Source organism: Pararhizobium capsulatum DSM 1112, assembly GCF_030814475.1.
GTDB lineage: Bacteria > Pseudomonadota > Alphaproteobacteria > Rhizobiales > Rhizobiaceae > Pararhizobium > Pararhizobium capsulatum.
In genome coordinates this window covers 2,968,583-2,982,392 of the sequence record NZ_JAUSVF010000001.1, presented here as the reverse complement: position 1 = coordinate 2,982,392, position 13,810 = coordinate 2,968,583, and the positions used below count along the sequence as shown (strand labels likewise).

The 13,810-nt window shown below is 59.4% G+C and carries 11 protein-coding genes, 1 tRNA gene and 2 pseudogenes; 10 read left to right on the top strand and 4 right to left on the bottom strand.

What is annotated here, in order from left to right:
- The first annotated feature begins 53 nt into the window (after positions 1-53).
- Complete coding sequence (locus QO002_RS14530; protein ID WP_307230854.1) at positions 54-1,277, top strand: aminotransferase-like domain-containing protein; 1,224 nt, start codon at positions 54-56, stop codon at positions 1,275-1,277.
- 245 nt (positions 1,278-1,522) lie between these two features.
- Here QO002_RS14530 and QO002_RS14525 read toward each other — a convergent pair whose 3' ends face one another.
- Together QO002_RS14525 and QO002_RS14520 are read right to left on the bottom strand one after the other, a co-directional pair.
- Positions 1,523-3,193, bottom strand: a complete 1,671-nt coding sequence (locus tag QO002_RS14525; protein ID WP_307230852.1) for a M20/M25/M40 family metallo-hydrolase — start codon at positions 3,191-3,193, stop codon at positions 1,523-1,525.
- Between the two features lie 102 nt (positions 3,194-3,295).
- The gene (locus QO002_RS14520; protein WP_307230850.1) at positions 3,296-5,197 is read right to left on the bottom strand and encodes a CASTOR/POLLUX-related putative ion channel; all 1,902 of its coding nucleotides are present in this window, start codon (positions 5,195-5,197) and stop codon (positions 3,296-3,298) included.
- 255 nt (positions 5,198-5,452) lie between these two features.
- Here QO002_RS14520 and QO002_RS14515 point away from each other — a divergent pair, with 255 nt between their 5' ends.
- From QO002_RS14515 to QO002_RS14495, 5 genes are all read left to right on the top strand, one after another.
- Positions 5,453-6,559 carry an endonuclease/exonuclease/phosphatase family protein gene (locus tag QO002_RS14515; RefSeq protein ID WP_307230848.1) on the top strand — a complete coding sequence of 369 codons (1,107 nt, stop codon included), beginning with the start codon at positions 5,453-5,455 and terminating at the stop codon, positions 6,557-6,559.
- Positions 6,559-7,293 carry an NUDIX hydrolase gene (locus tag QO002_RS14510; RefSeq protein ID WP_307230846.1) on the top strand — a complete coding sequence of 245 codons (735 nt, stop codon included), beginning with the start codon at positions 6,559-6,561 and terminating at the stop codon, positions 7,291-7,293. The genes QO002_RS14515 and QO002_RS14510 overlap by 1 nt, the downstream gene beginning before the upstream one ends.
- A 69-nt stretch (positions 7,294-7,362) precedes the next feature.
- The gene (locus QO002_RS14505) at positions 7,363-8,280 is read left to right on the top strand and encodes a PhzF family phenazine biosynthesis protein (protein WP_307230844.1); all 918 of its coding nucleotides are present in this window, start codon (positions 7,363-7,365) and stop codon (positions 8,278-8,280) included.
- 129 nt (positions 8,281-8,409) lie between these two features.
- Positions 8,410-8,485, top strand: a tRNA-Lys gene (locus QO002_RS14500).
- Between the two features lie 595 nt (positions 8,486-9,080).
- Positions 9,081-9,395: a hypothetical protein gene (locus tag QO002_RS14495; protein WP_307230843.1), complete on the top strand. Its 315-nt coding sequence runs from the start codon at positions 9,081-9,083 to the stop codon at positions 9,393-9,395.
- A gap of 143 nt (positions 9,396-9,538) precedes the next feature.
- Here QO002_RS14495 and QO002_RS14490 read toward each other — a convergent pair whose 3' ends face one another.
- A complete protein-coding gene (locus tag QO002_RS14490) occupies positions 9,539-10,093 on the bottom strand; it encodes a hypothetical protein (RefSeq protein WP_307230841.1) in 555 nt (184 codons plus the stop codon).
- A 236-nt stretch (positions 10,094-10,329) separates the two neighbouring features.
- Complete coding sequence (locus tag QO002_RS14485) at positions 10,330-10,488, bottom strand: hypothetical protein (RefSeq protein WP_307230839.1); 159 nt, start codon at positions 10,486-10,488, stop codon at positions 10,330-10,332.
- A gap of 204 nt (positions 10,489-10,692) precedes the next feature.
- Between QO002_RS14485 and QO002_RS14480 the strand changes: the two genes are divergently transcribed.
- From QO002_RS14480 to QO002_RS14465, 4 genes and pseudogenes are all read left to right on the top strand, one after another.
- The gene (locus QO002_RS14480) at positions 10,693-11,124 is read left to right on the top strand and encodes a hypothetical protein (protein WP_307230836.1); all 432 of its coding nucleotides are present in this window, start codon (positions 10,693-10,695) and stop codon (positions 11,122-11,124) included.
- Positions 11,125-11,570: 446 nt separating this feature from the next.
- Positions 11,571-12,047, top strand: a pseudogene (locus QO002_RS14475) (RHE_PE00001 family protein); the annotation flags it as partial.
- An 80-nt stretch (positions 12,048-12,127) separates the two neighbouring features.
- Positions 12,128-13,085 (top strand): IS630 family transposase gene (locus QO002_RS14470; RefSeq protein WP_307230834.1). Its coding sequence is split into 2 segments (ribosomal slippage): positions 12,128-12,469 and positions 12,471-13,085, totalling 957 coding nucleotides; the frame shifts between segments, so codons are not numbered across the junction.
- A gap of 13 nt (positions 13,086-13,098) precedes the next feature.
- Positions 13,099-13,761 (top strand): annotated as a pseudogene (locus QO002_RS14465) (RHE_PE00001 family protein); the annotation flags it as partial.
- Between the last annotated feature and the right edge of the window lie 49 nt (positions 13,762-13,810).

Here is a 13,810-nt window from a genome sequence, read left to right as displayed (position 1 = left end):
TAAATCCCTCGGCGTGGTCTTGTTTCCCAAAATATAATCTTGAGGAAACTTCCATGCTGGATTGGGAAAAAATCTTTGCCACGCGCTCTTCCCGTATGCGCGCTTCGGAAATCCGCGAGCTCTTGAAGCTGCTCGATCGGCCGGACATCATCTCCTTTGCCGGCGGCATTCCCGATCCTGCGTTGTTTCCAAACGAAGAATTCCAGTCGGTCTATTCCGAAATCTTCAGCGGCCCGACGGTCAGTGCTGCACTCCAGTATTCCGTCAGCGAAGGCTATCTGCCGCTGCGCCGCTGGCTTGCCGGCGAGATGGCGAAGATCGGCATCGCTGCCGAGCCGGAAAACATCTTCATCACCTCCGGCTCCCAGCAGGGGCTGGACTATCTCGGCAAGCTTTTCCTGTCTCCGAACGACACGGCGCTGGTGACCTGGCCGACCTATCTCGGCGCGCTTCAGGCATTCAACGCCTATGAGCCGAAATATGACCAGCTGACCCCGGGCGGCAACCGCACGCCCGAGACCTACCGCGAAGCGGCGGCAGAGGCCGGCGGCGCTGTAAAATTTGCCTATCTTTCTGCCGACTTCTCCAACCCGACCGGCGAGACCGTCGACCGGGCAGGACGCGAGAAGCTTCTCGATCTGGCGAGCGAACTCGATATCGCGATCATCGAGGATGCCGCGTACCAGTCGCTGCGCTATGACGGCGAGGCGATCCCGCCGATCCTGGCCCTGGAACTGGAGCGCAATGGCGGCGACATCGACAAGACCCGCACGATCTATTGCGGCAGTTTTTCCAAGACGCTTGCTCCTGGTCTGCGCGTCGGTTTCATGGTCGGCAACGCCCAGGTCATCCGCAAGCTGGTCCTGATGAAGCAGGCGGCCGATCTGCATTCCTCGACGATCAACCAGATGGCGATCTGCCTTGTGGCCGAGCGCGGCTTCGACGCCCAGGTCGGCAAGATCAAGGCCGTCTACAGCCGCCGCCGCGATTGCATGCTGGCGGCGCTCGAAAAATACATGCCCGAGGGCGTGAGCTGGACCAAGCCGGAAGGCGGCATGTTCATCTGGCTGACGCTGCCGACGGGCATGGATGGTGCGGCACTTCTGGCGAAATCGCTTGAAACAGCCAAGGTTGCCTTCGTTCCCGGCAAGGCTTTCTTCGCTGACGGTTCGGGCGCCAATACGCTGCGGATGAGCTTCTCCTGCGCCAATGATGACATGATCGAACAGGGTATCTCCCGTCTCGGCACGCTTATCCGTAGCGAGACTGCTGGCTGATAGCCGGAACAGGGTTCTAGCAACCTCTCGGAATACTCGGCGTGCTCCCTCTTCTCCCCAGCGGGGAGAAGGTGGCGCGCAGCTCCGGATGGGGACGGTTGGCTCCGAGTTTGCAGTGAAGACCCCCTCATCTGCCCTTCGGGCATCTTCTCCCCGCGGGGGAGATCGCGGTGACTGCCCTGCGATGTAGGCAGATAAGCCTTCTTCGGGAATTTACACCGCCGAGCAGTTTTGAGCAAAATATTTCAAAGGCTCGGGCTTTCCCCGGAAAGAACCGACAACGCGCATTCGTAGATCAGGTCCGGTAGCACCTCGAATGCATAGTCCATGTGCACCCGTTCCCATTTCTGATGGTAGTCGCGTCCCCAGGGGCCGATGTTGACGACCGGGTAGGAAAGCGCTTCTGCCGGTGGCCTGTCTACGAAGGCGGGAACGGGTGTGTTTTCGGCAAGCGTGTCGGCCTGTCGTACTTCCGGGCGATGCCCGAAGAAGCTCACGTCGGAGATGCCGGCGAAGAATTGCCGAAAGCAGATCCTCTGCCCATGGCGCTTCTCGATCAACGCAGCAGTACCTTGGAGACGTTGCGTGAAGTCGCTGCCGGACTGGCCAAGGCTGTCGACATGCACTCGGGGATAATGCAGCGTCGAGAAACCGACGACGACGAGCGGTCCTTCGAGACCTGTGGCGACGAGCATCTCGGAAACGAGCGTGCGACTGGCTGACAGCGGCTCGTCGCTGGTGGCGAAGTCCTGCTCCAGCGCTGCGATATGGCGCAGCGCCTCTTTGCTGGCCTGCCGCTCGGCAAGTTGTCTCAACGCGGCGTAGGACAGCACCCGGCCTTCGAGCCTGGTGTTGCGATCGATCCCCTGGCGGCTGAAAAAGGCGTCGGCGTTTCGTGTCTGCGATTGCAGGGCCTGATCCATCGCCCTGGCCACGATCGTTGAAAATTCATCGAGGATATCTGTCGGTGTACGGCGGTGCGTCAGCCAGTTGAACGACAGCCAGACATGGGCGGGGGTCGTCACCTCATAGCCGTGGCGGATGTCCTTGGCTTCCAGGCAGACCGGGGCGGGCGAAACTTCGCCGTGGGCCTCGTCGCAAAGCAAACTGTTGAATTCCATCGCCCTCATGATTTCGGCCGCGATGAGGTGAGCGCTGACGCCGTCATAGGCGTAGCCGGCATGGGTAGGGCGACCCGCGACGAAGGCGAAGGGCGAGAATTTGCCGACTGAGCCGAGATAGACTGCACGCCCGTGCGCACCATCGCCATCGTCACCGCTGGCGTCGAGATTGATGCCGCCGACGATATCGAGGTCGAAGCGGCGGGCGATTTCCGGCAGGTGATCGCGAAGACTGCGCATGCCACGGGAGCGGTTCTCCTCGTCCGGGGTGGCGACGAAGAGGATATTGCCGGGACGTTCCTTGAGATCGGCGTAACGTTCGAGCGCGACGATGCCCGCAGCAAGCCCGCTTTTCATGTCGAGCAGGCCGCGCCCCGCCAGAAAGTCGCCGGTCAGGAGATCGGCCAACGCCTTTTCCTCGACGGCATTGCGCTCCTTGGAGGACAGCTCCTCAATCAAGGCCTGCGTCAAGGCTTCCGGCTCGCAGGCGAGCGATGTCAGGGTGGTGTAATTGGCGATCGAGACGGTATCGAAATGGCCGGCCAGCACCAGGCAGTTCCGGCCCGTTCCGCGAACGAGCGCGACGACATTCTGACGGGCGGAATCGCCGTGGCTGTCGAAGGTGACGATGTTTTCCGGCGTATCACGGAATGCCGGGAGATCGCGCAGAAGCGCTACAAGCCGCGCGGAGAAGGCGGCCTCGCCCTCGCTGCCGGTGACGCTTGGCCAGCGGGTCATCTCGACGGAAAGCTGCCCGGCACGGGGCAGGGCGGCTGTCTTGATCGACTCGGTCATATGGTCTCCCCCCGGCAATGGCGCCTGTCCGGTTTATCCATCGCTGGGGGCGTGCTTCAAGGTCGAATTCATGGTGCAGACGATTGTTGCACCGGTTTGTCGTCAGTCGTGGGCCAGCACGATCACACGGTCTCGCGCGCTGTAGAGCAGCTTTTCGGATTTCACCGGATTGACGACGACACCGCCGAGGTTGCGATGATCGGGATCGTCCTCCCGCTGGCGTCGGTAACCGATGGCGATCTCGCCGCGACGCAGGGCGGACAGGCAGATCGTGTAGAAATTCACCGGCTGATCGATTGAGACGTAATCCGAGACGGGGCGCATGTAGATCTCGGAGCCTTCCTCGTCGAGCAGTTCGTCGAAGATGGCAGCCATGGATTCGTTTTCGGACGCCTGCGCCAGCATCAGGCTGACCAACTTGTTGCTGACGACGAAATCGTCCGCCCGGGTGACTTCCGCGAGTTCCCGGTTGCGCACGTCGGTCATCTCGCTGACGACGCCGATGTGCTGGCCGGCCTCTTCGGCGATCTTGCGCAGCTGAAGCAGTGTCACCAGCGTGCGGGTGTCCGCCGGTTGCGGCGCCATGTGGTCGCTGTAGCCGAGGACCAGCACGTGGTCGTAGTTGGGGATATCGAGCGCTTCCAGGGCGGTGCGGTTGCCGGTGTCGATGATGCTGTATTCGACTGCCATGTGATCGTTGGCGACCTTGAGGGCGGCGATATCGGCCTCGAGTTCGGGCGTGTCGGCGGCGATGGTCAGGAGGGAGCCGGGCGCAACATAGCGCGATAGTTCGAAAGTGATGATCGGGCCGCGGCGGTTCCAGCCGAGGATAAGGGTGCGTTCCGGACCGGAGACCCTTGGCACGGCGGCCACGATCGCATCCTTGTCGACGTTGAGATTGGCATCGCCCGATTTGATCGCATCGTCATCTTCGGCAATGATGATCGCCCTCTCGTTGGGCAGGAAAACCCGGTTTGCGGCCGGATTGATATGGACCGCGCCGGCTTCGTCACGCACGCCGATCAGTGTCGAAGCCTCATAGGCCATGACGGCGGCGGCAAAGGACTTTCCCGTCAGTCCCGGCTGTTCGACGGTGTAGATTTCGCAGCCGTCGAAATCCAGGAGTTCGGAGTAGACAGCGCTCAATCCCGCCTGACGGCTGGAATGCACGACGATCCTCGAAATCAGGCCGTCTGCCAGGACGAGCTGCAGCTCGCTGCCGCCGACGATGCGAGCGACGTCGGCATTCTTGCTGTCACGGATTTCTGCCGCAATCCGATAGGGCTTCTGCCTGCGGTTCGGGTCGTTGACCAGGGCAAGCACGCTCTTGACGACCTGCGAATCCGGGTCGTCTCCATCAGGGGAAAGCACGATGACCGAACGGGAGGTCTGCGGGTTGACGATCGAGAGATCGTAGAGATCGGTCGGGTCGCCGCTGCGGCAGATGACGCGGGTGTTGCGCAGATCGGCAACCTTGGCGGCGATTTCGTCCTCCATCTCCACCTTGTCCTTGTTGGCCATGATGACGATGCGCGGTTTCTTGCGGCTGGTATTGGCGATCACAAGCTCGGAGATCACATCGAAGATCGAGGGCGACCAGTTGAGGATGATGGTCTGGTCCTGCTCGAGGACGACGGAGCGGCCCTTGCGCAGTTCATCGAGCTTGTTTTCCAGGCCGGAACTGAGGACGCCGATCAGGGCGGAAAATACGAAGATGCCGGCGATGGTGACAAAGAGCGACACGCCGCGGAAACCCCAGCCCATGTCGCCGCCCATGGCGCCTGCGTCCATGGTGCGCATCAGCGATTCCCAGGCGCCTTCGAGGAAGCCGACAGGCTCGCCGCCTTCAGGAGCGATCCGGGTCAGCGCAAGAAACAGGCCGGCAAGGACGATCACGATCAGCGAGATCACCGCAAGCCAGCCAATCAGGGCAATCGGCCCTGCCGCCATGCTCTTGTCGAACTCATAGCGGAGGCGCGCGCGCCACCCCGGATTACTGCTCATCGTCTGTTCCCCCGACCGGTTTTGTCCCCCAGGATGCATATCGATCCCGGCAATCGAAGTGCATTGTAATTTCAATCAATTAAGGCCGTCTGAAATGCGGATACTTTCCCGCGGTTTCTCAAGGGGCGCGTTAACATTCCATGGCGCATTCGGTGATGCGTGCGCTCGGACGGGGGTGCATTCGACATTTCGCCGCGAATGGTTACAGTCGCGGCGCGCCTTCGGGACGTATCGGATTCGTTATGGACATGCCTGATGCCTCTTCGCCTTGCGACCTTCAATATCGAAAACCTGATGAGCCGCTTCGACTATTCCGGCTATCGCAACCAGCTAAAGCAGGATCGGGTTCTCCGGCTTTTCGAGGTGCACAGCGAGGCTGAATATCAGCGGCTGGAAGAAGCGCGCACCATCGCTCACACCGATGACACCCGGCAGATGTCGGCGCTGGCGATCGCCGATTGCGACGCCGATATCCTGTGCCTGCAGGAAGCCGACAACATGGCGGCGGTGCAGGCGTTCGAATACGGCTATCTGTTCAGGATGGTTGGCAACGGCTACCGCCAGAAGTACCTGATCGAAGGCAATGACAAGCGCGGCATCGACGTTGCGGTGCTGGTGCGCGAGGAGACCCGTGACGGCCAGCGGATCGAATGCATCGACGTCAAATCCCACGCGGGTGTCACCTATTCGGACTTTGGCCTTTACACCGACGCACTCGCCGGCAGCCAAGTGCCGGGCGACCGGATTTTTCGCCGGGATTGTCTGGAGCTCGAATTTCGCATCGGCGGTCATCCGTTCACGCTTTTCGTCGTTCATTTCAAATCCATGGGGCCGGCTCGCGACGGGCTCGATGGCCGCACGGCGACCATGCCGGTTCGTCGTGCCGAGGCGCTTGCCGTCCGCCGGATCGTCGAGCAGCGTTTCGGGCGCGAGGGCGTTTCAGAGGCGGCATGGGCGATCTGCGGCGACATGAACGATTACCAGGAACGTGTTGATATCCTTGGCGATCGGCGGACGGGATATGCGTTCAATCCCGTCAGGGAAGCGGAGAGCGCTCTTGATGTCTTCAGCGGTGACGGTTTTGCCGAAAACGTCATGCGCCGGCGTCCCGAACTCGATCGCTGGACGCTGTTTCACAGTCGCGGACCCCAGGAGCGGCACCTCTGCCAGCTCGACTATATCTGGCTGTCGCCGGCCTTGGCGGCGAAGAACCCGACAGCGGTGCCGGAGATAATCCGCGGCGGGCAACCCTACCGCACCATCTTCCCCAAGGGGCAGGACGTGGAGCGCTATCCGCGCACGGGATGGGACCGGCCAAAAGCGTCCGATCATTGCCCGGTTGTTGTTTCCATGGATGTTTGATGATGCTCAAAAGTAATTTTGATGAATGGCCCGTGCCGGGCGAAATCTTTCGTGTGTCGGCGCTTGAGCTTGCGGTGCTCGATACGCCCCATCCCTATGAGCTTTCCGAAAGCACCAGCGCGGCTTCCAACTGGAAAGAGGAGAGTGCCCGCAACCCGGCGCTCTTCAACGGGCGCATGATGCTGCAGCGCGCCGTCAGCATCGAGCAGGGGGCGATCAGGGGAGAGGCGCATCTCATCGACTATGCCACCTTCCTGTGGTGGAGAAAGACCAGGCCGAGAGATGCGGCCCTGCATCTCTTCGGATTGCCGGTCATTCTCTCATCCGATGGTGCCGTCATCGCGATCCGCATGGCGGCCAGAACGGCCAATCCCGGCCGTGTCTACTGCGCGGCGGGATCGCTCGACGACGGCGATCTCCTCGATGGGCGCTGCGATGTCGATGGCAACATGCGACGCGAGGTGAAAGAGGAGACGGGGCTCGATCTTGATATGGCTCAAGCCGACAGTGGCTTCTGGGCGCTGCACAATAACGAGGTGATCACGCTGTTTCGCCTCTATCGTTTTCCCCTGACGGCGCAAGAGCTGGTCGCGGCAGTTGAGACGCATATTTCCACCGATCCCGATCCGGAAATCGACGCCGTGCTCGCCATTCGCAGCGCCGATCCCGACCTGCACGACTATCCCCCCTTCATGCCGAAAATTCTCTCCTGGATTTTCGAAAGCCAAGGGTGACGCACAAAATCCTTCAGCATATGCTCGACAACGGCGAAGGCTGACAGGCAGATGAAAAAGGAGAATTCCGTGGGCAGACCCTATGCGATCTACGATGTCTTCACCTCGGAGAAACTCAGGGGCAACCCCCTGGCGGTCGTGTTCGATGCCGACGGCATCGATGAACGCTCCATGCAGGCGATCGCTGCGGAATTCAATCTTTCCGAGACGGTGTTCGTATTGGCGCCCGAGAAGGCCGGCCATGCGGCGCGATTGAAGATTTTCACGCCCGCCCGTGAGCTGCCCTTTGCCGGCCACCCCACGGTTGGTGCTGCGATTGCGCTTGCCGAACGAAAGAACGGACTAGACGAGGCAAGCCAGGACATCGTCCATGTGCTGGAGGAGAATGTCGGGCCGGTGCGCTGCGCTATTCGCGTGCGGCCGGGAGGCACGACGTTTGCCGAATTCGACCTGCCGCGCAAATCCGTCGAGATCGGCGCACGTTTCGACAGGCAGGCGCTGGCGGATGCCTTCAGCCTGAAGAGCACCCAGATCGGTTTTGAAAACCACGTGCCGTCACTCTGGAGCGCCGGGGTTCCCTTCGTCATGGTGCCGATCCATGACCTGGCAGCGGCGGCGGCTGTCGATTTCGATCCGGCGGCCTGGGAACAGTTGGCGCCGATGGCGGACGGTGCGCTGGCCAGCGCCTATCTCTATTGTCGCGGCGGGGTCAACCATACGGCGCGGTTCCACACGCGCATGTTCGGCCCCGGGCTGGGCGTTATCGAGGACCCCGCAACCGGGTCGGCTGTGGCAGCGCTCTCGGGCACGATCCACCGCTTCGACCAGCTGATAGACGGACATCATCCGATCCTCATCGAGCAGGGGGTCGAGATGGGTCGCCCGTCGCTCATCCACCTCCATCTCGATGTCCACAAGGGCGAGATTGCCACCGCGCGGATTGGCGGCGAGGCGATCAAACTCGCAAGTGGAGAACTTTATCTTTAAAAAACATGGGATTAGCTCGGTGTCGCATTTTTTTTTGAGGTTTCGGCAAAGAAAATGAGTTTCCGAACTAGACAAGCCACGGCAAGCCCTTTATACGCCCAGTCACACCGCGGCAAACGGGGTGCGGATGGGTGATTAGCTCAGTTGGTAGAGCAGCTGACTCTTAATCAGCGGGTCGTAGGTTCGAACCCTACATCACCCACCAAACATCTTCAATTGTTTCAATCGGATATCCGTCAGCTAGAAGATCACAACAGATCGAAAAGATCACGCTGAGATCACAAAGGCTCTTCGAAAAGATCACGGCAACGTCGTTGACAAGGCCAGTTTAGGCCTCCATTTTTCCTGTGGATAATTTGTTGTCGGACGGCTCCGAGCATTGGCCAAACATGCCGCTAGTGAACCTAGCGGCACCTATCTTCAAATCCGACATATGCGTTTCGAAATTTGCGTTCGCCCCATCCCGGACACCCGTGGACATCCTGGTTTGTGAGCAAGCAACATTCCAGTCGTCCTGACGATGTCATGGGGATTCTGAAGCGCGCAAGTGACGCACCACCGCTGCGCTTAAGCTACTCGTGAGTAGCCGGAGTGGGGACGCTGTGCCTGTCACCCAGTCCGTATCGGAAGCCATCCTGCCGTATCCATACTTGACCCGCAAGGATCATGTCGATGACTGGGTGACAAAATTCTGACCGGGATCGTCGATCGCGAAGAATTAACGCTGCCAAACAACGACGGGCTCTCAACGACGCCAGATCCCTGTATGGGTATCGGCAGTTGAACAAGGAGTGCTGCGAATGTCGATCTACACAAGCCGTGATCCCGCTGGACGCGCTGCAGGCGAACTTGCGATCCTATCTCTGGGCATCGCATCGACGCTGGAGAGTTGCATGGCTGCTGGCGCACAAGCCGTCGCTGAAGGGCGTGAACGTCGCGCAGCTTACAAATACGCTTGCGAGCTTGAAGCCGCCCGCGGCCGTGCTGACGACCTCGGGCGCGTAGCTATTCGCGCCGTCCGTCACGTTGCATCGCTTGAAGCCGAAGTTCGACGTCTACGCGTCGCCCTCGACCAGCGCCAAGCCCACATTGATCGTGCCCGCGGTGCAAAATGAGTGGCTTGTCGGATGAAGAGCTATACGATCGCTTCGGCAGCGATGTTTGGGAAATTGCAGGTCTGGCAGATGCGATCCGACTTTCTGAATTGTCGCGGCGGCCGATCTCGCAATCGGCCACTCGCATCAGAACTGCGGGCGTATCAATGCGGCTTGAGCGCAAGCGCGTGCCCACCGCTGCGCACTGACATCATGAACCGCTCGCGGACGTGATCTTCGTCCGTGGGCACGTGCAAAACTGTCGGAAGTTCCTCGGGCAACTTTTCTCGTTTCGCTCTCGGCAAAGACGGAATGACTATCATGTACTGGAGCGACCTTGCGCATGCCGCGCGTCCAGACGCTGACAGCAAGATCAGATCGCGATCCGTCAGTCTCAGCAGCCAGTCCTGCTCCGTCGCCGAGAGCTTGCCCAGATCCATTGAAACCCGTTCCGTGACAGATGCACGCGCATACGCAAGAACGACGTCGGGTGCTTCCTGCAATCCCGACAGAGCGGCATCGGTCCCAGCCTGATGCTCGGCTTCGTCGAGATAAGCGTCTGCGACGTCGACTGACTTAATATCCTGGTGCGTCCCGCGAGGGGCTTTCGGATGGATTCCGACCAGGCTCAGTAACGCTTGCCATAGTCCTAACAGGATTCCCAACACCTTGGACATGGCAAGCTCAAACCATTTCCAAGGCTCCCAAAATTTCTTCATGACGATCTCCTTTTAAGTCTGGGAGATGGTGCCGCCGGCGGCTGAAATCGACAAATGATGCGGTCGTCAGAGAGGTTTTTGAATGCTGAACGGGTCGCATGGGCGAACCTTCCGTCCCTTGGTGGTGATTGACTGGCTGCCCGGTTTATTCCGGAAGCAAAACGGATTGCTGGCGGCCGGGGCGATCGACGAGGACCTAGGTGGGGGGAATACCCTTATTCTGCGGTTTGGACGGCCTACTGCAGCGTCATCAATATCTGTACCGGGGAGGACAACTCCACCACCGCGCTGACAGACGACGGCATGGAGGAACTGGAACAGAGCTTTCCCACGCCGGCCGCACCACTCAGGAATGGAGCAATTTCCTCGACTGCTTCGTTGATGACGAACAGCATATCGCTGGCACCAAAAGCGAAATCTCCTCAGGGCCATCAGGCGGTTACCTGCGGTCCGCTTGTCCTCGACGTTTCTGACCGACGGCGAAGCGAGAGCGGGATTGGCGAGATCTGACTTTCTGAGCTGTTTGAGACACAGGGGTTGAACCTAGATGAAAATGACCCCACCATCACAATGTTGGCACGGCAAGCGGGGGGTGAATAATGACTGCGGGAATAGAAGTAAGGAATATTAGTAGGTCGTATGATTATCAGGCTAAAAGAGTGCTCGATTTTGAAGTATTAATTAAAAAAAATTGGGAGTACGCTAGGGAATATTATTACAAACATGGCGAGGTCCGAAGAATTGGCGGGCATATGCATCGAGACGGACTTCTGTCTCGATCCAAAATTTGCAGAGTTGCGAGCATACTTGAGGCTTGGCTGGACGCAAACCCGGAGAGGGCGCGCCTGGTCCAAACCGTGGTAGAGCACAGCGCGTGCAAGGCTCGCGGTGCTCATCTGTCTCTCGACCAAAAGATGATTTTGGTTCGGGTTAAAAAGGCACTCATCAAGAACGAGCGGATTTGGCAGGCTGGTCAACTGGAATTACCAATGATGGAGGACTTTCCGCTTCCCTGCCATTTCGCAGCCTAGGCAAAACTGTGTTTTGCGGACCTTCAAGCCCGCACAGCAAAAATCGGACCATCGATTGTTTCCTCGTCGTCCTTGACGGTCTGATTGACGCGTGGAGAGAACCATGTGCTGCCGGGCTCAGCTTGGAACAAAACAGCATCGAACGGTGGAAAAGGTGCTCGGCTGAATGTCGGAGATGACTGCACGTCTCTGTTGGGCGGGTTCCAAAATTTAAGATTTCCATAGTCTTTCGATAGCAAATCGAAATGGGGAATGCGAAAATTGTGTTAGATTTTTCATCTCTCTAAAACAGTGAGCGTATAAATTTGTCTAGATGGCATAAAAAATTCCAGATATACATGACAAACGATAAGCGATACTTATCGATGGTTATAAGGTCATCCCGCAGCCATACCATGTGAGGAACTGTAATATTCGGATAGAGTTCCTTTAAGAAATCATTTACCATGATTTCAATGGCTTACGATCTCGCGAAAATCAGCATGACGACCTTGATGCGGCCGGCTTTCGACGCGGCAATCGCGCTCACACGCCTCGACGAGCGCATCGCCCGCTCACCGGTCGGTCAGGGATGGATTGAGCGCTCCCACTTCACCGACGCTTGCGCCTCCTTGTGGATCGACGGCGAACTCGTCCATCTCGAAGACCTCGTCCTCCACGACGATATCAGAGATATTCGCACACCCACCCACGAACTGACAATCGCCCGGGACGTGCTGCGAACCCGTCGGCGCGTCGCTGCCCAGTCACCGGAATGGGCGCTGTCCGCCGACGGCATCCGCTCGCTGCGGAAAACCTCGGAGATCGGGTCGGGCGGCGGGGACGAGGCGACGACGGCCGGAGTTATTCGGCCGGCGGTCGCAACCGATCCGGAAGGGGAGGGGGAAGATATCGACGACATCGAAAACCTGCCCGGCGTTGACTAGAGCGTCGGGCGGCTTTTATGAATACTGCGGTTCCCTCTGCATCGGTTCTGTGATTCAACATGGCAGGAGGACTTGCCATGTCTCGCGCCTATTCTTCGGACCTTCGCCAGCGGATTGTTGATGCGATAACGCAGGGCGAAACGCGCCGAGCAGCAGCTGCTGCTTTCAAAGTTTCGCCCGCCACGGCTGTTCGGCTCAAGCAGCGGGCGGATCGAACGGGTTCAGTCGAGCCGTCCCGGCGAGGACGGCCCGGCGGTGGCGGCAAATTGGGTCCTTACCAGGACGCCATTATCGCCAAGGTAGAGGCGCAACCGGATATAACCATGCCTGACTTGGCGACGTGGCTGGAAGAGCATCATGGTATGAAGGCTGATCCTTCGAACCTGTCAAAGCTGCTCTGCCGGGCTGGCTTCACCTATAAAAAAAACACTGCTGGCATCGGAACGCGAACGCGCCGACGTGCGCCGGGAACGCGATAAGTGGCGTGAACATCGTCGACCCGCTATGCAAAAGTGCCCCGGACGTCTCGTCTTTGTGGACGAGACTTCGGTCAAAACCAACATGACGCCGCTGCGCGGCAGGAGCAAAAGGGGCAAGCGTCTGCAAGCGGACGCCCCTTTTGGCAAATGGCACACCCAGACCTTTATCGCCGGTCTGCGCTGCGATGCCATCACCGCCCCCTTTGTCGTCGATGGAGCCATGGATGGAGACAAGTTCGACACCTACGTGCGAACCCAACTCGCACCGACGCTTGAGCCGGGCGACGTGGTGATCTGGGACAACCTCAACGTCCACAAAAGCCCCAGAGCGGCCGCTGCCATCGCCGAAAGAAAGGCATGGATACTCTTCCTGCCGCGATATTCGCCAGACAACAATCCGATTGAAATGGCCTTTTCCAAGCTCAAGACACTGCTGCGAAAAATGAAGGCCAGGACCTACGACGATCTCTGGAAAGTCGTCGGAAAAGTCTGCGACCTGTTCACCCCACAGGAATGCTGGAACTATTTCCGACAAGCTGGATGCGTTGCACATTAATCGCCCGATGCTCTATGCCGCCATCGATGCGGTGCTCGCTCGGTCGGAAGCCGCGATTGAGCAGGCAAAGCGGCTCGGGCGCGCCGATACCCGCGAACGAGACTCTCTCGTCTATGATCTCGACTGGGACGAGGATTCCAGGCTCGACGAATGGCGCGGCGTGCTGCGGCAGGCAGAAAACCTGCCGGCAGCGCTGCAGGTTATCGTCGTCCTCGATGCCTGGAACGAGCTTTCCGTCCTTCGGCACGCCCCCTGGCTCGGCCGGCTGTTTTGCGCCTCTATCCTGCGTCAGGTCGGCATCACCACCGGCGCCCATCTCGCCGCCATCAACCTCGGCCTGAAAACCATCCCCGTCGATCGGCGCCGGCATCGCGATCGGGGAACCCGGCTGCTCGCCATCGCCCACGGGTTTTTGGCGGCGGCCGAGATCGGCATGAAAGAGCAGGACCGGCTGCTGCTGGCCAGAACGCTGATGGAGCGGAAGCTGGAGAGGCGCCGGACCTCGTCAAAGCTGCCGGAATTGGTAGAGCTGGTGATAGCGCGACCGCTGGTGTCAGCCGGGATGGTGGCGAAAACGCTTGATGTGACGCCGCAGGCGGCGCGGCGGATTGTTTTGGAGCTGGGTCTGCGGGAGATGACGGGCAGGGGGAGGTTTCGGGCGTGGGGGATCGTGTAGCTTAACTGTTTCGCCGTCAGGCGGCGGGCTTCATACCAAGGGAGATGGT

What these genes read in the sequence shown, in the direction of transcription:
- QO002_RS14530 (WP_307230854.1), top strand. Translation starts at nt 54, where the DNA reads ATGCTGGATTGGGAAAAAATCTTTGCCACGCGCTCTTCCCGTATGCGC.
- QO002_RS14525 (WP_307230852.1), bottom strand. Translation starts at nt 3,193, where the DNA reads ATGACCGAGTCGATCAAGACAGCCGCCCTGCCCCGTGCCGGGCAGCTT.
- QO002_RS14520 (WP_307230850.1), bottom strand. Translation starts at nt 5,197, where the DNA reads ATGAGCAGTAATCCGGGGTGGCGCGCGCGCCTCCGCTATGAGTTCGAC.
- QO002_RS14515 (WP_307230848.1), top strand. Translation starts at nt 5,453, where the DNA reads ATGCCTCTTCGCCTTGCGACCTTCAATATCGAAAACCTGATGAGCCGC.
- QO002_RS14510 (WP_307230846.1), top strand. Translation starts at nt 6,559, where the DNA reads ATGATGCTCAAAAGTAATTTTGATGAATGGCCCGTGCCGGGCGAAATC.
- QO002_RS14495 (WP_307230843.1), top strand. Translation starts at nt 9,081, where the DNA reads ATGTCGATCTACACAAGCCGTGATCCCGCTGGACGCGCTGCAGGCGAA.
- QO002_RS14490 (WP_307230841.1), bottom strand. Translation starts at nt 10,093, where the DNA reads ATGAAGAAATTTTGGGAGCCTTGGAAATGGTTTGAGCTTGCCATGTCC.
- QO002_RS14485 (WP_307230839.1), bottom strand. Translation starts at nt 10,488, where the DNA reads ATGCTGTTCGTCATCAACGAAGCAGTCGAGGAAATTGCTCCATTCCTG.
- QO002_RS14480 (WP_307230836.1), top strand. Translation starts at nt 10,693, where the DNA reads ATGACTGCGGGAATAGAAGTAAGGAATATTAGTAGGTCGTATGATTAT.